The following is a 23,203-nucleotide window of genomic DNA, read 5'->3' as shown; positions in this document are numbered from 1 at the left end:
CCTGACGAGCTCGACGAGCTGTCGACGTGGCCTGTGCCGGGCGCGGAGGCGGTGGACCTGTCCGGGTTTTACGAGCGGCTGCGTGAGCGCGGGCTCGACTACGGCCCGGCGTTTCAAGGGCTCGTGGAGCTGTGGCGCGAAGGCACGAGGCTTTACGGCCGGGTGGTGTTGCCCGAGAGCACGAGGGACAGCGCCGAGGCGTATGGGGTGCACCCGGCGCTGATGGATGCCGCGCTGCATGTGCTGTTCGCGGCCTCTTCGGAGGCGGCTGGAGCGGACATGGTGCTGCTACCCTTCTGGTGGTCGGACGTGGCGCTGCACGCGACGGGACCGCGCGAGCTCCGGGTGAGGCTGGAGCTTGAAGCAGGAGACATGACGCAAGCCGTGGCGTCGCTGTGGGCCGCGGACGCGGCGGGGCAGGCTGTGGCCAGCGTCGGCGCCCTGCATCTGCGGCGAGCGACAGCGGAGCAGCTGTCGGCTGCCAGCCGTGCCAATGCCCAGCAGCTGTACCGGGTGGACTTCCAACCGGTGAGCCTCGTGGCGACCGGGCCGGAGACGGGCTCGCTGGTGGTCCTCGGTGCACCGGAGGGAGGAGCGCGACTGGCCGAAGCCCTGGGGGCGGAGGCGATTGCCGATCTCGATGCATTGGTTGCGCGCCTCGAGCAGGGCGCGAGCGCGCCTGCGTGGGTGGTGGTCGACGTCACCGCCGCGAGCCCGAGCCCGTCGGACGTGGCGGGGTCGTCGCATGAGGCGACGCGACAGGCGCTGTCGCTGCTGCAAGCGTGGCTGTCAGAGCCACGGTTCGACGCGACCGAGCTGGTGTGGATGACGCGGGACGCGGTCAGCGCGGCGCCGAGCGACGCTGTCGAGGACCTGGCGCACGCGCCGCTGTGGGGGCTCGTCCGCACGGCGCGCAGCGAGCACCCCGAGCGCCGGCTGCGCTTGATCGATGTCGGGACCGAGCGCGTGGACGCTGGGCTGCTGGCGCGGGCGCTGGCGACGGCGGCGGAGCCGGAGCTTTCGCTGCGCGGCGGCGCGGCGCTGGCCGCGCGCCTTGTGCGCGCGCAGGCGGCAGCGGAAGAGCTCACCCGAGCCCGCGGGCTGGACCCCGCGGGCACGGTGCTGGTGACCGGAGCCGTGGGCGGCCTGGGTCAGATCGTGGCGACGCACCTGGTGCGCGCGCACGGGGTGCGGCACCTTGTGCTGACGTCGCGCCGCGGGCTGGAGGCGCCCGGGGCACGCGAGCTTGTGCGGTCGCTCGAGGAGCTCGGCGCCGAGACGGTGACGGTGGCTGCGTGCGACGTGTCGAAGCGGGGGGAGGTCGCGCGCGTGCTGGCCGGCATCGACGCGGCGCGGCCGCTGAACGCGGTGCTGCACCTGGCCGGCGTGCTCGACGACGGCGTCCTCGCCGCCCAGACGGCCGAGCGCCTCTCGCGGGTGCTGGCGCCGAAGGTGGACGGGGCGCTGCACCTGCACGAGCTGACGCGGGAGCTCGATCTCGCGGCGTTCGTGCTGTTCTCGTCGGTGGCCGGTACGTTTGGCACGGCGGGCCAGAGCAACTACGCGGCGGCGAACACGTTCCTCGACGCGCTCGCGGCGCACCGCCGCGGCCGCGGGCTCGCGGCGACGAGCCTCGCCTGGGGCTTCTGGGCGCCGGGTGCCGGGGGCATGACGGACAGCCTGGGCGAGGCCGAGCTCTCTCGCATCAGGCGCGCAGGATTTATTCCGATGTCCGTAGCAGAGGGCTTGTTCCTGCTGGACGCCGCGCTCTCGCGCTCTGAAGCGAGCCTGGTTCCGGCGCACCTCGATCTGGGGAAGCTGCGATCGGGGCTTGACGCCAGCGGCGGAGTGCCCGCGTTGCTCCGGGCTCTCGTGCGCCCGAGCCTGCGCAAGGCATCCTCCGGGACACAGGAGACCTCAGCGCTTCGCGCGCGCCTCTCGGCGCTGCCGGAGTCGGCGCGGCTCGAAGCGCTGATCGACCTGGTGCGGGGCGAGGTCGCCGCGGTGCTCGGGCTGCACCACCCCGCGTTGGTGGAGCCCCACCAGGTGCTGAAGGAGGTTGGGCTCGACTCGTTGATGGCGGTGGAGCTGCGCAGTCGACTGAGCTCCCGGGCCGAGACTTCGCTGCCGGCGACCCTGGCCTTCGACCACCCGACGCCGCGGGCGATCGCAGAGCTGCTCCTGAAGCAGGCCTTCTCGGAGCTGCAGGAGACGGGGGGCGGCGCGCGTGTGCGCCGTCGGGTGAGGGACGACGAGCCGATCGCGATCGTGTCGATGGCGTGCCGGCTGCCGGGTGGCATCGAGACGCCGGAGGATTACTGGCGTGTCCTGCGTGAAGGGAAGGATGTCATCGAGAGCTTCCCCTCCCGATATGAAGCTTCTTCTGTTTACGATCCCGATCCGGAGGCGGTGGGCAAGAGCTACGCGCGAGAGGGGGGATTTCTACGGAACGTGGACCTGTTCGACGCGGGGTTCTTCGGGATATCGCCGAGCGAGGCGCAGTCGATGGATCCCCAGCAGCGGGTTGTGCTGGAGACGGCGTGGGAGGCCTTGGAGCGGGCCGGCGTGCGCCCGTCGGCGCTGAGCGAGAGCGCCACCGGGGTGTACCTGGGCTGGATGGGCTCGGACTACGCCGCTGGCCACGCGGACGACCTGAGGACGCTCGATGGCTATCGCATTACGGGCGGGGCCGGCAGCGTCATCTCGGGCCGCGTGGCGTACGTGCTCGGGCTGCAGGGCCCAGCGATCACGGTGGACACGGCGTGCTCGTCGTCGCTTGTGTCGCTGCACCTCGCCTCTATGGCCCTGCGCCGGGGCGAATGCGACCTGGCGCTGGCCGGCGGGGTGATGGTGATGACCACGCCCACGACCTTCGTGGAGTTCAGCCGTCTCAAGGGCATTGCGCGAGATGGTCGCTGCAAGAGCTTCTCTGCCCAGGCGGACGGCGTCATCTGGGCCGAGGGGTGCGGGATCCTGGTGCTGAAACGGCTCTCGGACGCGCGGCGCGACGGGGACCGTGTGCTGGCGGTGGTCCGTGGGTCAGCGGTGAACCAGGACGGTCGCAGCCAGGGCCTGACGGCGCCGAACGGCCCCTCGCAGCAGCGCGTGATCCAGCAAGCGCTGTCGTCGTGCGGGCTGTCGCCCGGGGACATCGACGCGGTGGAGGCGCATGGGACGGGCACGAGCCTCGGAGATCCGATCGAGGCCGGAGCGCTTGCGGAGGTGTTCGGGCCTGGGCGCAAGGCCGAGCGGCCGCTGTACCTGGGCTCGTCGAAGTCGAACCTCGGGCACGCGCAGTCGGCCGCCGGTGTGGCTGGGGTGATCAAGATGGTGCTGTCGATGCAGCACGAGGTGCTGCCGCGGACGCTGCACGCGGAGCAGCCGAGCCCGCACATTGCGTGGGAGGGGAGCGGGCTGTCGTTGCTGCAAGAGGCGCGTCGGTGGCCGCGCAACGGCCGGGCGCGCCGCGCGGGCGTGTCGTCGTTCGGCATCAGTGGGACGAACGCGCATGTCATCCTCGAAGAGGCGCCGTTGGAGGCGGTGCGCGAGCCGGTGGCGGCGGTGCGCGAGCCGGTGGCGGCGGTGCGCGAGCCGGCGGCGGCGGACGGTGCTGCGATGCCGCTGGTGCTGTCGGGGCGAGATGAGGCCTCGGTGGCGGCGCAGGCGGAGCGCTGGGCGACATGGCTCGGCGAGCGCGGGGAGGTGCGTTGGTCGGACGTGGTGAGGACGGCGGCGCTGCACCGGACGCACTTCGCCTCGCGCGCGTCGGTGCAGGCGGCGAGCGTATCGGAGGCGGTGGAGGGGCTGAGGGCGCTGTCGGAGGGTCGAGCTTCTGCCGGGGTGGTGCGCGGGACGGGAGGGCGCGGCGGGAAGCTGGCGGTGCTGTTCACGGGGCAGGGTAGCCAGCGGGCGGGGATGGGGAAGAGTCTTTACGAATCATACCCTGTGTTCCGCGCGGCGTTCGACGAGGTGTGCGAGGCGCTGGACGCGCAGCTCGACCGTGGGTTGAGAGAGGTGGTGTTCGCGGAAGCGGGCAGCGAGCAGGGAGCGCTGCTGGAGCGGACGGAGTACACGCAGCCCGGGCTGTTCGCGCTGGAGGTGGCGCTGTACCGGCAGTGGGAGGCGTGGGGAGTGAGGCCCGCGGCGCTGCTGGGGCACTCGATAGGAGAGCTGAGCGCGGGGCACGTGTCGGGTGTGCTGAGCCTCGTGGACGCGGCGAGGCTCGTGTGCGCGCGAGGCCGGCTGATGCAGAGGTGCCAGGCGGACGGAGCGATGATGTCGGTGGAAGCGTCGGAGCCGGAGGTGCAGGGGGCGCTGTCGGCGATGGGGCTGGAGGGCGTGCTCGGGATCGCGGGGCTCAACGGTCCGAGCCAGACGGTGCTGAGCGGGGACGAAGCGGCGGTGCTGGAGGTGGGGAGTCGGTTCGAGGCGCAGGGCCGGCGCACGCGGCGTCTGCGCGTGTCGCACGCGTTCCACAGCCCGCACATGGACGGGATGCTGGAAGAGTACGGGAGGGTGGCGCGCGAGTGCGAGTATGGGAGGCCGCAGTTGCCCGTGGTGAGCAGCGTGACGGGCGAGCTGTGGAGCGCGCAGGAGCTGAGGTCACCCGAGTACTGGGTGAGGCAGGCGCGCGAGGCGGTGAGGTTCTTCGACGGGATGCGGACGCTGGCGGCGGCGGGGGTGAGCACGTACGTCGAGTGCGGTCCGGATGGCGTGCTGTGCGCGCTGGGGGCGGGGTGCCTGCCGGAGGGAGCGGAGGCGACGTTTGTGGCGAGCCTGCGGCGAGAGCAGGAGGAAGAGCGCGCGCTGGCGACGGCGCTGGGGCAACTGCACGTGCAAGGGCACGAGGTGGACTGGGCCCAGGTGCTGTCGGGCCGTGGCGGCCGGCCCGTGGAGCTGCCGACGTACGCGTTTCAGCGGCAGCGCTACTGGCTGGAGGCGCCGAGGGGGCGCGGTGACGTGAGCTCGGCGGGCCTGAAGGCGGCCGGCCATCCGCTGCTCGGCGCCGCGATGAAGCTGGCCGACGGCGAGGGGCACCTGTTCACAGGGCGGCTGTCGCTGGCGGAGCATGCGTGGCTCCGGGATCATAAGGTGTTTGGCAAGGTGGTGTTTCCGGGCACGGGCATGCTGGAGCTGGCGCTGGCGGTGGGGCGCGCGGTGGGCAGCCGGTCGCTGTCGGAGCTCACGCTCGCCGAGCCGCTGGTGCTGGCCGAGGAGGGCGCGGCGCGGCTGCAGCTTTCGGTCGGAGCGCCGGACGCGGCGGGCCGGCGCGAGGTCGGGCTGTACAGCCAGTCCGAGCAGGCCCCGGAGGACGCCCCGTGGATGCAGCACGCCACGGGGGTGTTGACGGACGAGACGCCCGGCGCTCCTGACGAGCTCGACGAGCTGTCGACGTGGCCTGTACCGGGCGCGGAGGCGGTGGACCTGTCCGGGTTTTACGAGCGGCTGCGTGAGCGCGGGCTCGACTACGGCCCGGCGTTTCAAGGGCTCGTGGAGCTGTCGCGCCAAGGCACAACCTACTTCGGTCGGGTGGTGCTGCCGGGGACCGAGAAGGACAGCGCGGACGCGTATGGCGTGCACCCGGCGTTGATGGACGCCGCGCTCCACACGATGGTCGCGGCCCTCTCCGAGAGCCCAGGGGCGAACGAGGTGCTCGTGCCGTTTGCCTGGTCGGACGTGGCGCTGCACGCGACGGGGGCGAGCGAGCTTCGGGTCCGGGTGGAGATCCAGGACCGAGGCGCACACCAGGACACCGCTTCGCTGCAAGTCGCAGACTCCGCGGGGCAGCCGGTGGCGGAGATCGGCGCTCTGCATCTGCGCCGGGCGACGGCCGAGCAGCTGTGGACAGCGATTCACTCTGGAACCCAGCATATGTACCGGGTGAGCTTCCAACCTGTGGAGCTCGCGGCGGCCCCCCTGGAGGCGGGCTCGCTGGTGGTCCTCGGTGCAGCGGAGGGACGCGGGAGGCTCGCCGAAGCCCTGGGGGCGGAGGCGATTGCCGATCTCGATGCATTGGTTGCGCGCCTCGAGCAGGGCGCGAGCGCGCCTGCGTGGGTGGTGGTCGACGTCACCGCCGCGAGCCCGAGCCCGTTGGACGTGGCGGGGTCGTCGCACGAGGCGACGCGGCAGGCGCTGTCGCTGCTGCAAGCGTGGCTGTCGGAGCCACGGTTCGACGCGACCGAGCTGGTGTGGATGACGCGGGACGCGGTCAGCGCGGCGCCGAGCGACGCTGTCGAGGACCTGGCGCACGCGCCGCTGTGGGGGCTTGTTCGCACGGCGTGCAACGAGCACCCCGAGCGCCGGCTGCGCTTGATCGATGTCGGGACCGAGCGCGTGGACGCTGGGCTGCTGGCGCGGGCGCTGGCGACGGCGGCGGAGCCGGAGCTTTCGCTGCGTGGCGGCGCGGCGCTGGCCGCGCGCCTTGTGCGCGTGCAGGCGGCAGCGGAGACGCTCACGCCGGTTCGCGGGCTGGACCCGACGGGCACGGTCCTGGTGACCGGCGGAACAGGCGAGCTGGGTCAGGCGGTCGCGGCGCACCTGGTGCGCGCGCACGGGGTGCGGCACCTTGTGCTGACGTCGCGCCGCGGGCTGGAGGCGCCCGGGGCACGCGAGCTTGTGCGGTCGCTCGAGGAGCTCGGCGCCGAGACGGTGACGGTGGCTGCGTGCGACGTGTCGAAGCGGGAGGAGGTCGCGCGCGTGCTGGCCGGCATCGACGCGGCGTGCCCGCTGAACGCGGTGCTGCACCTGGCCGGCGTGCTCGACGACGGCGTCCTCGCCGCCCAGACGGCCGAGCGCCTCTCGCGGGTGCTGGCGCCGAAGGTGGACGGGGCGCTGCACCTGCACGAGCTGACGCGGGAGCTCGATCTCGCGGCGTTCGTGCTGTTCTCGTCGGTGGCCGGTACGTTTGGCACGGCGGGCCAGAGCAACTACGCGGCGGCGAACACGTTCCTCGACGCGCTCGCGGCGCACCGCCGCGGCCGCGGGCTCGCGGCGACGAGCCTCGCGTGGGGCTTCTGGACACAGGCGGGCGTGGGGATGACAGCGCACCTGGGCGAGGCCGAGCTGTCGCGCATGAGGCGCAACGGGTTCGTGCCGATGCCGGTGGAAGAGGGGCTCTCGCTGCTGGACGCCGCGCTTTTGCGCCCTGAAGCGAGCCTGGTCCCTGTGCACCTGGATCTCGCGCAGCTGCAGCGTGGGCTGGAGGCCAGCGGCGAGCTGCCGGCGCTGTTTCGGGCGCTGCTGCGGCCCAGCTTGCGCAAGGCGTCCTCGGCAACGAGGCGAGACGCCTCGGCGCTCCGCGAGCGCCTCTCGGCGCTGCCGGAGGCGGAGCGGCTGAACGCGCTCGTCGAGCTGGTGCGGGGCGAGGTTGCGGCCGTGATAGGGCTTCCGCGCAGCGAGGCTGTGGCAGCGGATCAGGTGCTCAAGGATCTGGGGCTCGACTCGTTGATGGCGGTGGAGCTGCGCCGCCGGCTCAGCGCCCGAGCCGAGATCTCCCTGCCGGCGACGCTGGTCTTCGACTACCCGACACCGCGGGCGATCGCAGAGCTGCTCCTTAGACACGCGTTTTCGGAGCTGCTGTTGGTGGAATCCCGTCCGCGGGCGCGTCGTCGGGGGCGGGAAGACGAGGCGATCGCGATCGTGTCGATGGCGTGCCGGCTGCCGGGGGGCGTCGAGACGCCGGAAGACTACTGGCGTCTCCTGGCGGAAGAGAGGGACGTGATCGCGGGCTTCCCTGCGCGCTGGGATGCGCTTTCGGTCTACGACCCCGATCCGGAGGCGGTGGGCAAGACCTACGTGCGCGAGGGGGGGTTCCTGCCGGACATCGACCTGTTCGATGCGGGTTTCTTCGGGATATCGTCGCGCGAGGCGCAGTCGATGGATCCCCAGCAGCGGCTTGTGCTGGAGACGACGTGGGAGGCCTTGGAGCGGGCCGGCGTGCGCCCGTCGGCGCTGAGCGGGAGCGCCACCGGGGTGTACCTGGGCTCGATAGGCTCGGACTACGGTGCTCTTCACGGCGGCGACCTGGAGGCGCTGGACGGGTATCAAAGCACCGGGAGCGCGGCGAGCGTGCTCTCAGGCCGTGTGGCCTACGTGCTCGGGCTGCAGGGTCCAGCGATCACGGTGGACACGGCGTGCTCGTCGTCGCTTGTGTCGCTGCACCTGGCGTGCACGGCGCTGCGTCAGGGCGAGTGCGATCTGGCCTTGACCGGCGGGGTGATCGTGATGACCACGCCTGCGGGATTCGTGGAGTTCAGCCGCCTCAAGGGCCTTGCACGGGACGGTCGCTGCAAGAGCTTCTCTGCGCGAGCGGACGGCGTCATCTGGTCGGATGGGTGCGGGATTCTGGTGTTGAAGCGGCTCTCGGACGCGCGGCGCGACGGGGACCGTGTGCTGGCGGTGGTCCGTGGGTCAGCGGTGAACCAGGATGGTCGCAGCCAGGGTCTGACGGCGCCGAACGGCCCCTCGCAGCAGCGGGTGATCGAGCAGGCGCTCTCGTCGTGCCGGCTGTCGCCCGGGGACATCGACGTGGTGGAGGCGCATGGGACGGGCACGAGCCTCGGAGATCCGATCGAGGCCGGAGCGCTTGCGGAGGTGTTCGGGCCTGGGCGCAAGGCCGAGCGGCCGCTGTACCTGGGCTCGTCGAAATCGAACCTGGGGCATACGGGGCCTGCGGCGGGCGTGGTCGGTGTGATCAAGATGGTGCTGTCGATGCAGCACGAGGTGCTGCCGCGGACGCTGCACGCGGAGCAGCCGAGCCCGCACATTGCGTGGGAGGGGAGCGGGCTGTCGTTGCTGCAAGAGGCGCGTCGGTGGCCGCGCAACGGCCGGGCGCGCCGCGCGGGCGTGTCGTCGTTCGGCATCAGCGGGACGAACGCGCATGTCATCCTCGAAGAGGCGCCGTTGGAGGCGGTGCGCGAGCCGGCGGCGGCGGCGGCGGCAGAGGGTGTTGCGATGCCGCTGGTGCTGTCGGGGCGAGACGAGGCCTCGGTGGCGGCGCAGGCGCAGCGCTGGGCGACATGGCTCGGCGAGCGCGGGGAGGTGCGTTGGTCGGACGTGGTGAGGACGGCGGCGCTGCACCGGACGCACTTCGCCTCGCGCGCGTCGGTGCAGGCGGCGAGCGTATCGGAGGCGGTGGAGGGGCTGAGAGCGCTGTCGCAGGGGCGCGGCCACCGGGCGGCGTCGGTGGGCACGGCGCGCGCGCGAGGCAAGGTGGTGTTCGTGTTCCCCGGCCAGGGGAGCCAGTGGCCGGGGATGGGCCGGGCGCTGCTGGAGCAGAGCGCGGCGTTCGCGGAGGCGGTGCAGGCGTGCGATGAGGCGCTGCGACCGTGGACGGGCTGGTCGGTGCTGTCGGTGCTGCGCGGAGAAGGCGGGGAGGAGCAGCCGTCGCTGGAGCGGGTGGACGTGGTGCAGCCAGCGCTGTTCGCGATGTGCGTGGGCCTGGCCGCGGCGTGGCGTTCGCTGGGGGTCGAGCCTGCGGCGGTGGTGGGCCACAGCCAGGGCGAGGTGTCGGCGGCGGTGGTATGCGGAGCGCTGTCGCTGGCGGAGGGAGCGCGGGTCGTGGCGCTGCGCAGCCAGGCGGTGCGTCAGCGGTCGGGGTCAGGGGCGATGATGCTGGTCGAGCGGCCGGTGTCGGAGGTGCAGCAGCGCATCGAGCGGTACGGCGACGCGCTGGCGATAGCGGCGGTGAACACGTCGAGCTCGACGGTGATGTCGGGGGACGTGGAGGCGGTGGACGGGCTGATGGCGGAGCTGACGGCAGAAGGTGTGTTCTGCCGGAAGGTCAATGTCGACTACGCGTCGCACAGCGCGCACATGGATGCGCTGCTGCCCGAGCTGGGGGCGAAGCTGTCGTCGCTCAGGCCGAAGGCGACGGAGATCCCGTTTTACTCGACGGTGACAGGAGAGGTGTCGCGCGGCGAGGGGCTGGACGGCGAGTACTGGTGCCGCAACCTTCGGCAGACGGTGCGGCTGGACCGAGCGCTGGCGAAGCTGCTGGAGGACGGCCACGGGGTGTTCGTGGAGGTGAGCGCGCACCCGGTGCTGGCGATGCCGCTGACGACGGGGTGCGCGGAGGCGCAAGGGGTGGTGGTGGGGAGCCTGCAGCGCGACGAAGGTGGGGTGTCGCAGCTGTACAGGACGCTGGGGCAACTGCACGTGCAGGGGCACGAGGTGGACTGGTCGCGGGTGCTGTCGGGCCGTGGCGGCCGGCCCGTGGAGCTGCCGACGTACGCGTTTCAGCGGCAGCGCTACTGGCTGGAGGCGCCGAGGGGGCGCGGTGACGTGAGCTCGGCGGGCCTGAAGGCGGCCGGCCATCCGCTGCTCGGCGCCGCGATGAAGCTGGCCGACGGCGAGGGGCACCTGTTCACAGGGCGGCTGTCGCTGGCGGAGCATGCGTGGCTCCGGGATCATAAGGTGTTTGGCAAGGTGGTGTTTCCGGGCACGGGCATGCTGGAGCTGGCGCTGGCGGTGGGGCGCGCGGTGGGCAGCCGGTCGCTGTCGGAGCTCACGCTCGCCGAGCCGCTGGTGCTGGCCGAGGAGGGCGCGGCGCGGCTGCAGGTGATGATCGGAATGCCGGACGCGGCGGGCCGGCGCGAGGTCGGGCTGTACAGCCAGCCCGAGCAGGCCCCGGAGGACGCCCCGTGGGTGCAGCACGCCACGGGGGTGTTGACGGACGAGACCCCCGGCGTTCCTGACGAGCTCGACGAGCTGTCGACGTGGCCTGTGCCGGGCGCGGAGGCGGTGGACCTGTCCGGGTTTTACGAGCGGCTGCGTGAGCGCGGGCTCCACTACGGCCCGGCGTTCCAGGGGCTCGTGGAGCTGTGGCGCGAAGGCACGAGGCTTTACGGCCGGGTGGTGTTGCCCGAGAGCACGAGGGACAGCGCGGAGGCGTATGGCCTGCATCCCGTCCTGATGGATGCAGCACTGCAGGTGCTTGGCGCAGCCGGCGAGGGGCATTGGGAGGCGGACGCGTTGTTGATGCCCTTCTCCTGGGCAGACGTCGCGACGCATGCCACGGGGCCGAGCGAGCTTCGGGTGCGCCTGGAGCTCAAAGAGGCAGACGGCTCCACTCAGGCAACGGCATCTCTGTGCGCTGCAGATGCCGCGGGCCAGCCGGTGGCGAACGTCGGTGCTTTACGTTTGCGCCGTGTGACGGCCGAGCAATTGAGGGCGGTCACCCGCACCGATGAGCAGCACCTGTACCGGGTGAGTTTCCAGCCCGTGAGCCTCGCGCAAGTCCCCCTGGAGACGGGCTCGCTGGTGGTCCTCGGTGCAGCGGAGGGACGAGGGCAGCTGGCCGAAGCCCTGGGGGCGGAGGCGATTGCCGATCTCGATGCATTGCGCGCCTGGATCGAGCGGGGCGCGCCAACGCCTGTGCGGGTGGTGATCGACACGAACGCTGCCAGCTCACCGCGCTCGGACGTGGCGGGGTCGTCGCACGAGGCGACGCGACAGGCGCTTTCGCTGTTGCAAGCGTGGTTGTCGGAGCCGCGGCTCGACGCTGTCGAGCTGGTGTGGGTGACCCGGGACGCGGTCAGCGCGGCTCCGGACGATGCTGTCGAGGACCTGGCGCACGCGCCGCTGTGGGGGCTCGTTCGCACGGCGCGCAGCGAGCACCCCGAGCGCCAGCTGCGCTTGATCGACGTCGGGACCGAGCCCGTGGACGCTGGGCTGCTGGCGCGGGCGCTGGCGACGGTGGCGGAGCCGGAGCTCTCGCTGCGCGGCGGCGCGGCGCTGGCCGCGCGCCTGGTGCGCGCACAGGCGGCAACGGAAGAGCTCACCCGAGCCCGCGGGCTGGACCCCGCGGGTACCGTGCTGGTGACCGGAGCCATGGGCGGCCTGGGGCAGGCGGTGACACTCCACCTGGTGCGCGCGCACGGGGTGCGGCACCTTGTGCTGACGTCGCGCCGCGGGCTGGAGGCGCCCGGGGCACGCGAGCTCGTGCGGTCGCTCGAGGAGCTCGGCGCCGAGACCGTGTCGATGGTGGCGTGCGATGTGTCGAAGCGGGAGGAGGTCGCGCGCGTGCTGGCCGGCATCGACGCGGCGCGCCCGCTGAGCGCGGTGCTGCACCTGGCCGGCGTGGTCCATGATGGCGTGATTCAGACGCAGACGGCCGAGCGCCTCTCGCGGGTGCTGGCGCCGAAGGTGGACGGGGCGTTGCACCTGCACGAGCTGACGCGGGAGCTCGATCTCGCGGCGTTCGTGCTGTTCTCGTCGGCGGCCGGTACGTTGGGCACGGCGGGCCAGGGCAATTACGCGGCGGCGAACACGTTCCTCGACGCGCTCGCGGCGCACCGCCGCGGCCGCGGGCTCGCGGCGACGAGCCTCGCCTGGGGTGTCTGGACACCGGCCGGTGGTGGCATGGCGGCACAGCTGGGAGCCGCGGAGCTGGCACGGTTCAGTCGCTACGGGGTCGTGTCGATGTCAGTGGAAGAGGGGCTTTCGCTGCTGGACGCCGCGCTTTTGCGCCCTGAAGCGAGCCTGGTCCCTGTGCACCTGGATCTCGCGCAGCTGCAGCGTGGGCTGGAGGCCAACGGCGAGCTGCCGGCGCTGTTTCGGGCGCTGTTGCGCCCCAGCCTGCGCAAGGCGTCCTCGGCAACGAGGCGAGACGCCTCGGCGCTCCGCGAGCGCCTCTCGGCGCTGCCGGAGGCGGAGCGGCTGAATGCGCTCGTCGAGCTGGTGCGGGGCGAGGTCGCCGCGGTGCTCGGGCTCCAGCGCAGCGAGGCTGTGGGGGCAGAGCAGGTGCTGAAGGGCCTCGGGCTCGACTCGTTGATGGCGGTGGAGCTGCGCAACCGCCTCGCCGCCCGGACGGAGACGTCCTTGCCGGCGACGCTGGTCTTCGACTACCCGACGCCGCGGGCCATCGCGGAGTTGCTCCTGAAGCAGGCCTTTTCGGGCCTGCAGGTGACGGAAGCCCGCAGGGGGGCGCGTCGTCGTGCGGGGAAAGACGAAGCGGTGGCGATCGTGTCGATGGCGTGCCGGCTGCCGGGGGGCGTCGAGACGCCGGAAGACTACTGGCGCCTCTTGGCCGAGGGGAAAGACGCGATCGAGGGCCTCCCAGCGCGCTGGGACGGGCTTTCGGTCTACGACCCCGATCCGGAGGCCGCGGGCAAGAGCTACGCGCGCGAGGGTGGGTTCCTGCGGGACATCGACCTGTTCGACGCGGACTTCTTCGGGATATCGCCGCGCGAGGCGCAGTCGATGGATCCCCAGCAGCGGCTTGTGCTGGAGACGGCGTGGGAGGCCTTGGAGCGGGCCGGCGGGCGCCCGTCGGCGCTGACCGGGAGCGCCACCGGGGTGTATCTGGGGGCCGCGGGTTCGGACTATGGCGCTTACCAGGGGGGCGGGCTGGAGGCGCTGGACGGGTACCGGGGCACCGGGAGCGCGGCGAGCGTGCTTTCAGGCCGCGTGGCGTACGTGCTCGGGCTTCAGGGCCCAGCGATCACGGTGGACACGGCGTGCTCGTCGTCGCTTGTGTCGCTGCACCTGGCGTGCACGGCGCTGCGTCAGGGCGAATGCGACCTGGCGCTGGCCGGCGGGGTGACGGTGATGAGCACCCCCGCGTTGTTCGTGGAGTTCAGCCGGCTCAAGGGGATGGCCCGCGACGGCCGTTGCAAGAGCTTCTCCGGGCAGGCGGACGGCGCGGGCTGGTCGGAGGGGTGCGGGATCCTGGTGCTGAAGCGGCTCTCGGACGCGCGGCGCGACGGGGACCGTGTGCTGGCGGTGGTCCGTGGGTCAGCGGTGAACCAGGACGGTCGCAGCCAGGGTCTGACGGCGCCGAACGGCCCCGCGCAACAGCGGGTGATTGAACAGGCGCTGTCGTCGTGCGGGCTGTCGCCGGAGGACATCGACGCGGTGGAGGCGCATGGGACGGGCACGAGCCTCGGAGATCCGATCGAGGCCGGAGCGCTTGCGGAGGTGTTCGGGCCTGGGCGCAAGGCCGAGCGACCGCTGTACCTGGGCTCGTCGAAGTCGAATCTCGGTCACGCGCAGGCTGCGGCGGGCGTGGCCGGTGTGCTCAAGATGGTGCTGTCGATGCAGCACGAGGTGCTGCCGAGGACGTTGCACGCGGAGCAGCCGAGCCCGCACGTTGCGTGGGAGGGGAGCGGGCTGTCATTGCTGCAAGAGGCGCGTCGGTGGCCGCGCAACGGCCGGGCGCGCCGCGCGGGCGTGTCGTCGTTCGGCATCAGCGGGACGAACGCACATGTCATCCTCGAAGAGGCGCCGTTGGAGGCGGTGCGCGAGCCGGCGGCGGCGGAGGCGGCAGAGGGTGTTGCGATGCCGCTGGTGCTGTCGGGGCGAGACGAGGCCTCGGTGGCGGCGCAGGCGGAGCGCTGGGCGACGTGGCTGGGCGAGCACGGGGAGGTGCGTTGGTCGGACGTGGTGAGGACGGCGGCGCTGCACCGGACGCACTTTGCCTCGCGCGCGTCGGTGCAGGCGGGGAGCGTATCGGAGGCGGTGGAAGGGCTGAGGGCGCTGTCGGAGGGTCGAGCTTCTGCCGGGGTGGTGCGCGGGACGGGAGGGCGCGGCGGGAAGCTGGCGGTGCTGTTCACGGGGCAGGGTAGCCAGCGGGCGGGGATGGGGAAGAGTCTTTACGAATCATACCCTGTGTTCCGCGCGGCGTTCGACGAGGTGTGCGAGACGCTGGACGCGCAGCTCGACCGTGGGTTGAGAGAGGTGGTGTTCGCGGAAGCGGGCAGCGAGCAGGGAGCGCTGCTGGAGCGGACGGAGTACACGCAGCCCGGGCTGTTCGCGCTGGAGGTGGCGCTGTACCGGCAGTGGGAGGCGTGGGGAGTGAGGCCCGCGGCGCTGCTGGGGCACTCGATAGGAGAGCTGAGCGCGGGGCACGTGTCGGGTGTGCTGAGCCTCGTGGACGCGGCGAGGCTCGTGTGCGCGCGAGGCCGGCTGATGCAGAGGTGCCAGGCGGACGGAGCGATGATGTCGGTGGAAGCGTCGGAGCCGGAGGTGCAGGGGGCGCTGTCGGCGATGGGGCTGGAGGGCGTACTCGGGATCGCGGGGCTCAACGGTCCGAGCCAGACGGTGCTGAGCGGGGACGAAGCGGCGGTGCTGGAGGTGGGGAGTCGGTTCGAGGCGCAGGGCCGGCGCACGCGGCGTCTGCGCGTGTCGCACGCGTTCCACAGCCCGCACATGGACGGGATGCTGGAAGAGTACGGGAGGGTGGCGCGCGAGTGCGAGTATGGGAGGCCGCAGTTGCCCGTGGTGAGCAGCGTGACGGGCGAGCTGTGGAGCGCGCAGGAGCTGAGGTCACCCGAGTACTGGGTGAGGCAGGCGCGCGAGGCGGTGAGGTTCTTCGACGGGATGCGGACGCTGGCGGCGGCGGGGGTGAGCACGTACGTCGAGTGCGGTCCGGATGGCGTGCTGTGCGCGCTGGGGGCGGGGTGCCTGCCGGAGGGAGCGGAGGCGACGTTTGTGGCGAGCCTGCGGCGAGAGCAGGAGGAAGAGCGCGCGCTGGCGACGGCGCTGGGGCAACTGCACGTGCAAGGGCACGAGGTGGACTGGGCCCAGGTGCTGTCGGGCCGTGGCGGCCGGCCCGTGGAGCTGCCGACGTACGCGTTTCAGCGGCAGCGCTACTGGCTGGAGGCGCCCAAGACGACGGCGGCAGAGGTGAATGCCTCGTGGCCGGAGCGTGCGTTGTGGAACGCGGTGCAGGAAGGCGAAGGCGTTGCCGAGCTGCTGGAGCTGCCTGACGACGTGCGCGAGAGCGTCGGGCCGCTGCTGCCGTACCTTGCGGCGTGGCGCCGGAGAAAGGACGCAGAAGCCGCGGTGTCTGGCTGGTTGTACGAGGAGGCGTGGCAAAGGGAAGCCAGCGCTGCCAGGGGTAAGCCGGACGTGAGGGGCAGATGGCTGCTGGTGTCATCTCCGCGTGCCGGAGGGCTGGCCGCGGCGGTGAGCGATGCACTCGGAGCTGCGGGTGCAGAGGTGATCATCGAGCCGGCGACCGAAGAGCGAGCGCAGCTGGCGGCGACGTTGAGAGGGCTGGAGGGCGAGCTGCGTGGCGTCGTGGCGCTGAGCGGGCCTGGGGAGCAAGGTGCGCTGGAGGAAGGGCGAGGGCCTTCCGGAGTGTACCAGACGCTGGCGCTGGCGCAGGCGCTCGGCGACGCTGGGCTCGATGCGCGGCTCTGGGTGTTGACGCAGGGAGCGGTGAGCACGGAGGCAAGCGAAGGGGTGTCCGACCCTGCGCAGGCGCTGACGTGGGGGTTGGCGCGGGTGGTGGGGCTGGAGCACCCCGAGCGCTGGGGTGGACTGGTAGACCTGCCGGCGGAGGTGGACGCGGAAGCGGTGCAGCAGGTGCTGAGGACGCTCGTGGCCCAGGACAACGAGGACCAGGTGGCGGTGCGACGCGGTGGGCGTCTTGTGCGGCGCATCGTGCGGGTGAGTGGCGACGACGGCGGAGCGGGGTGGAAGCCGCGTGGCACGGTGCTCATCACGGGTGGAGTGGGAGGGCTCGGGAGCCATCTGGCTCGCTGGTTGGCGGAGCGGGGAGCAGAGCACCTGGTGCTGGCGTCACGCCGTGGCGCCGCGGCTGCGGGCGCGCGCGAGCTCCGGGAGGAGCTTGAGGGGCGGGGCGTGCGCGTGACGCTTGCGGCGTGCGATGTGTCGGAGCGAGCGCAGGTCGAGGCGCTGGTGAGGCAGCTTGAGCAGGATGAAGCGCCGCTGAGCGCGGTGGCGCATCTGGCGGGGATAGGCCGCCGCGTGCCGGTGCGAGAGCTCGCGCCCGAGATGCTGGCGCAGGAGCTCGCGGCGAAGGTGAAGGGAGCATGGCACCTGCAGGCGCTGCTGGCAGAGCGCGAGCTGGATGCGTTCGTGCTTTATGGCAGCGTCGCTGGGCTGTGGGGCTCTGGGACGCAGGCCGCGTACGGCGCGGCGAACGCAGGGCTCGACGCGCTCGCGCGCTACCGGCGTGCCCGGGGGCAGACGGCGACGGTGCTGCACTGGGGTCCGTGGTCCGGAGGCGGGATGGTGAGCGACGAGGACGAGTCGCAGCTCCGGAGCCGCGGGCTGGTGGCGATGTCGCCGGACAAGGCGCTTTGCGCGCTGGAGGTTGGGCTGCGGCGCACATCGGTGGCGATCGCGGACGTGGACTGGTCGCGCTTCGCGCCGCTGTTCTGCGCGGCGCGGCCGAGGCCGCTGCTGTACGGGATCGAGCAAGCGCGCCAGGCGCTGGAGGGCCGGACACCGCAGCAGGCCGCGGGCGGAGCGGGGGACAAGGCGCTGCGGGAGATGCTGCTCGGCCTGCCGGGGGTGGAGCGGAGCGAGCGGCTGCGCGAGCTCGTGGCGAGCGAGACGGCGGCGGTGCTGGGCGTGAAGGACCCGAGCGGGCTGGACCCGGAGCGAGGCTTTCTGGACCTCGGGCTGGACTCGCTGATGGCGGTGGAGCTGTCGAAGCGGCTGCAGCAGCGGACGGGGGTGTCGGTCACAAGGACGTTGATCTTCGATTATCCGACGCAAGGAGAGGTAACGCGCTGGCTGCTGGAGCAGCTGATGCCGCCGGAGCGATCGGCGGCGGACGAGCGCGGCGTGAGCCGTGGACCGGAGCGGAGCGCGCCGATAGCGATCGTGGGAGTGGGGCTGCGCATGCCGGGCGGTGCGAACGACCTGGAGAGCCTCTGGCAGGTGCTCGTGGAGGGGCGGGATACGCTAAGGCCGATCCCGACCGACCGTTTCGATGTGGAGGCGATGTACGATCCTGACCCCGAGGCCAAGGGCAAGACGTATGTGAGGCATGCCTCGCTGCTGGACGACGTGGCATCGTTTGATGCGGGGTTCTTCGGGATAAGCCCGCGCGAGGCGGAGCCGATGGATCCGCAGCACCGGCTGCTGCTGGAGACTGCGTGGAGCGCGCTGGAGGACGCGGGAGTGCGTCCAGACCAGCTGAAGGGCTCGGACACGGCGGTGTTCGTGGGCGTGGCGCCGAGCGAGTATGCGAGCCATCGCGGCAAGAGCGCGAACGAAGATGCGTATGCGCTGACGGGGACCGCGCTGAGCTTCTCAGCGGGGCGTGTGGCATATCATCTCGGGCTGCAAGGCCCGGCGGTGTCGGTCGATACGGCGTGCAGCTCGTCGCTGGTGGCGCTGCACCTGGCGTGCGACGCGTTGAGGCGCGGCGATTGCGAGGTGGCGCTGGCGGCCGGCGTGCAGGTGCTCGCGAACCCGGCGGGGTTTGTGTTGCTGTCGCGCACGCGTGCGGTCTCGCCCGACGGACGGTGCAAGACGTTCTCGCAGGCGGCTGATGGCTACGGCCGTGGCGAGGGTGTCGGGGTGGTGGTGCTGATGCGGCTTTCGGACGCACAGGCGCAGGGGATGCGGGTGCTGGGCGTGGTGCGGGGCACGGCGGTCAATCAGGACGGCGCGAGCAGCGGGATCACGGCGCCGAACGGCACGGCCCAGCAGAAGGTGATGCGCGCTGCGCTCCGGAACGCGGGGCTGGAGGCGTCGAGCATCGATGTGGTCGAGTGCCACGGCACGGGCACGGCGCTGGGCGATCCGATCGAGGTGCAAGCGCTCGGCGCGGTGTACGGGCAAGGCAGGGAGGCGACTCGCCCGCTGTGGCTTGGAGCAGTCAAGAGCAACATCGGTCACCTGGAGTCGGCCGCCGGCATCGCCGGAGTGTGCAAGATCCTGGCGGCGTTTCGGCATGAGGCCCTGCCGGCGACGTTGCACAGCACGCCGCGCAACCCCCAGATCTCCTGGGAGAGTCTGCCGGTGCAGGTGGTCGACCGCCTGACCGGCTGGCCTCGACGCGCAGACGGCCTCCCCCGCTTTGCGGGCGTGTCGTCGTTCGGCATCAGCGGGACGAACGCACATGTCATCCTCGAAGAGGCGCCGTTGGAGGCGGTGCGCGAGCCGGCGGCGGCGGAGGCGGCAGAGGGTGTTGCGATGCCGCTGGTGCTGTCGGGGCGAGACGAGGCCTCGGTGGCGGCGCAGGCGGAGCGCTGGGCGACGTGGCTGGGCGAGCACGGGGAGGTGCGTTGGTCGGACGTGGTGAGGACGGCGGCGCTGCACCGGACGCACTTTGCCTCGCGCGCGTCGGTGCAGGCGGGGAGCGTATCGGAGGCGGTGGAAGGGCTGAGGGCGCTGTCGGAGGGTCGAGCTTCTGCCGGGGTGGTGCGCGGGACGGGAGGGCGCGGCGGGAAGCTGGCGGTGCTGTTCACGGGGCAGGGTAGCCAGCGGGCGGGGATGGGGAAGAGTCTTTACGAATCATACCCTGTGTTCCGCGCGGCGTTCGACGAGGTGTGCGAGGCGCTGGACGCGCAGCTCGACCGTGGGTTGAGAGAGGTGGTGTTCGCGGAAGCGGGCAGCGAGCAGGGAGCGCTGCTGGAGCGGACGGAGTACACGCAGCCCGGGCTGTTCGCGCTGGAGGTGGCGCTGTACCGGCAGTGGGAGGCGTGGGGAGTGAGGCCCGCGGCGCTGCTGGGGCACTCGATAGGAGAGCTGAGCGCGGGGCACGTGTCGGGTGTGCTGAGCCTCGTGGACGCGGCGAGGCTCGTGTGCGCGCGAGGCCGGCTGATGCAGAGGTGCCAGGCGGACGGAGCGATGATGTCGGTGGAAGCGTCGGAGCCGGAGGTGCAGGGGGCGCTGTCGGCGATGGGGCTGGAGGGCGTACTCGGGATCGCGGGGCTCAACGGTCCGAGCCAGACGGTGCTGAGCGGGGACGAAGCGGCGGTGCTGGAGGTGGGGAGTCGGTTCGAGGCGCAGGGCCGGCGCGCGCGGCGTCTGCGCGTGTCGCACGCGTTCCACAGCCCGCACATGGACGGGATGCTGGAAGAGTACGGGAGGGTGGCGCGCGAGTGCGAGTATGGGAGGCCGCAGTTGCCCGTGGTGAGCAGCGTGACGGGCGAGCTGTGGAGCGCGCAGGAGCTGAGGTCACCCGAGTACTGGGTGAGGCAGGCGCGCGAGGCGGTGAGGTTCTTCGACGGGATGCGGACGCTGGCGGCGGCGGGGGTGAGCACGTACGTCGAGTGCGGTCCGGATGGCGTGCTGTGCGCGCTGGGGGCGGGGTGCCTGCCGGAGGGAGCGGAGGCGACGTTTGTGGCGAGCCTGCGGCGAGAGCAGGAGGAAGAGCGCGCGCTGGCGACGGCGCTGGGGCAACTGCACGTGCAAGGGCACGAGGTGGACTGGAAGCGGGTGCTGTCGGGCCGTGGCGGTCGGTCCGTGGAGCTGCCGACGTACGCGTTTCAGCGGCAGCGCTACTGGCTGGAGGCGCCGAGGGGGCGCGGTGACGTGAGCTCGGCGGGCCTGAAGGCGGCCGGCCATCCGCTGCTCGGCGCCGCGATGAAGCTGGCCGACGGCGAGGGGCACCTGTTCACAGGGCGGCTGTCGCTGGCGGAGCATGCGTGGCTCCGGGATCATAAGGTGTTTGGCAAGGTGGTGTTTCCGGGCACGGGCATGCTGGAGCTGGCGCTGGCGGTGGGGCGCGCGGTGGGCAGCCGAGCGCTGTCGGAGCTGGTTCTGGCCGAGCCGCTGGTGCTGGCCGAGGAGGGCGCGGCGCGGCTGCAGCTTTCGGTCGGAGCGCCGGACGCGGCGGGCCGGCGCGAGGTCGGGCTGTACAGCCAGTCCGAGCAGGCCCCGGAGGACGCCCCGTGGGTGCAGCACGCCACGGGGGCGTTGACGGACGAGACGCCCGGCGCTCCTGGCGAGCTCGACGAGCTGTCGACGTGGCCTGTGCCGGGCGCGGAGGAGGTGGACCTGTCCGGGTTTTACGAGCGGCTGCGTGAGCATGGGCTCGACTATGGTCCGGCCTTCCAGGGCCTCGTGGAGCTATGGCGTCAAGGCACGAGGCTTTACGGCCGGGTGGTGTTGCCCGAGAGCGCGAGGGCCAGCGCCGAGGCGTATGGGGTGCACCCGGCGCTGATGGATGCCGCGCTGCATACGATGGTCGCAGTTTTCTCTCAGACGTCAGGGCCAGACGGCGTGTTGTTGCCGTTCGCCTGGTCGGACGTGGTGCTGCACGCGACGGGGGCGAGCGAGCTTCGGATCCGGGTGGAGATGCAGGAACAAAGCGCACAGCAGCCAGCGGCTTCGCTGTACGTCGCTGACTCCACGGGGCAGGCCGTGGCGAGCATCGGCGCTCTACGTCTGCGCCGGGCGACGGCCGAGCAGCTGCGGACAGCCGTTCACGCTGGTGGCCAACCTATGTATCAGGTGAGCTTCCAGCCTGTGGACCTCGCGGCACCTCCCTTGGGGACGGGCTCGCTGGTGGTCCTCGGTGCACCGGAGGGAGGAGCGCGACTGGCCGAAGCCCTGGGGGCGGAGGCGCTCGCAGGCCTCGATGAACTGCTCGCACGCCTCGAAGAGAGCGCGAGCGCGCCTGCGCGGGTGGTGGTCGACGTCACCGCCCCGAGCCCGAGCCTGTTGGACGTGGCGGGGTCGTCGCACGAGGCGACGCGGCAGGCGCTGTCGCTGCTGCAAGCGTGGCTGTCGGAGCCGCGGCTCGAGGGGGTCGAGCTGGTCTGGGTGACGCGGGACGCGGTGGGCGCGGCGCCGGACGACGCCGTCGAGGACCTGGCGCGCGCGCCGCTGTGGGGGCTCGTTCGCGCGGCGCGAAGCGAGCACCCCGAGCGCCGGCTGCGCCTGATCGATGTCGGGGCCGAGCGCGTGGACGCTGGGCTGCTGGCGCGGGCGCTGGCGACGACGGCGGAGCCGGAGCTTTCGCTGCGCGGCGGCGCGGCGCTGGCCGCGCGCCTTGTGCGCGCACAGGCTGCAACGGAAGAGCTCACCCGAGGAGCCCGCGGGCTGGACCCCGCGAGCACGGTGCTGGTGACCGGCGGGACAGGGGAGCTGGGTCAGGCGGTCGCGGCGCACCTGGTGCGCGCGCACGGGGTGCGGCACCTTGTGCTGACGTCGCGCCGCGGGCTGGAGGCGCCCGGGGCACGCGAGCTTGTGCGGTCGCTCGAGGAGCTCGGCGCCGAGACGGTGACGGTGGCTGCGTGCGACGTGTCGAAGCGGGGGGAGGTCGCGCGCGTGCTGGCCGGCATCGACGCGGCGCGGCCGCTGAACGCGGTGCTGCACCTGGCCGGCGTGCTCGACGACGGCGTCCTCGCCGCCCAGACGGCCGAGCGCCTCTCGCGGGTGCTGGCGCCGAAGGTGGACGGGGCGCTGCACCTGCACGAGCTGACGCGGGAGCTCGATCTCGCGGCGTTCGTGCTGTTCTCGTCGGTGGCCGGTACGTTTGGCACGGCGGGCCAGAGCAACTACGCGGCGGCGAACACGTTCCTCGACGCGCTCGCGGCGCACCGTCGCGGCCGCGGGCTCGCGGCGACGAGCCTGGCGTGGGGGTTGTGGGCGCAAGCGGGCGTGGGGATGACAGCGCACCTGGGCGAGGCCGAGCTGTCGCGCATCAGGCGCGCAGGGCTCGTGCCGATGTCGGTCGACGAGGGCCTCGCTCTGCTGGACGCCGCGCTCTCACGCCCTGAAGCGAGCCTGGTCCCTGTGCACCTGGATCTCGCGCAGCTGCAGCGTGGGCTGGAGGCCAGCGGCGAGCTGCCCGCGCTGCTTCGCGCGCTGGTGCGCCCCGGGCTGCGCAAGGCGTCCTCTGCCGCGAGGAAGGAGGCGTCGACGCTCCGCGAGCGCCTCTCGGCGCTGCCGGAGGCGGAGCGGCTGAACGCGCTCGTCGAGCTGGTGCGGGCCGAGGTCGCTGCGGTGCTCGGGCTTCAGCGCGGCGACGCGATTCCTACGGCCCAGCCCTTGAGGGAGCTCGGAATGGATTCGCTCATGGCCGTCGAAATCCGTAACCGGCTCGCCTTGCTGGTTGGAAGCAACTTGCCGGCCACTTTGCTCTTCGATCACCCATCTGCCACCCACATCGCGAAGTTCCTCCTGTCAAAGTTCGGAAACGGTGAGCGCCGGCATTTGCTGCGTACAGCGGACTCCATGTCCGACGAGGAAATTCGCGCGTTCATGCTCAGCCTCTCCGTCAGTCTCGTGCGTCGTTCAGGCTTCCTCCCCAAGCTCTTGGAGCTGCATGGGCCGTCCGAAAGTTCAGTCGAGGTGCCGGTTCCCATTTCCGATTTCGAAGATCTCGCCGACGAGCAGCTGGCCTTGCAAGCCCTGCAAATGATTTCGAACTCAGAGGATCTCCATGAATAGCAGCTCCGCCTCTCCTACGCTTCGTGAGGCGTTGACCCGTGCATTGAAAGAGTTGCAGCGGCTGCAGGCCAGCCACTCAGAGCTCCGTTCAGGGCCC

General features: G+C 72.0%; 1 protein-coding gene (running past one end of the window). It reads left to right on the top strand.

Features of this window, described 5'->3' with window-relative positions; translation table 11 throughout:
• Positions 1-23,106 carry the 3' portion of a type I polyketide synthase gene (locus tag WMF28_RS20560; RefSeq protein WP_437603959.1) on the top strand. It extends 4,587 nt beyond the left edge of the window, so 23,106 of the gene's 27,693 nt are visible here — the last part of the coding sequence; the start codon falls outside the window, past its left edge; the stop codon is at positions 23,104-23,106.
• The last annotated feature ends 97 nt before the right edge of the window (positions 23,107-23,203 follow it).

Source organism: Sorangium sp. So ce590, assembly GCF_051521365.1.
In the GTDB taxonomy this organism is placed as follows: domain Bacteria; phylum Myxococcota_A; class Polyangia; order Polyangiales; family Polyangiaceae; genus Sorangium.
This window is presented reverse-complemented; position numbering and strand designations above follow the sequence as displayed.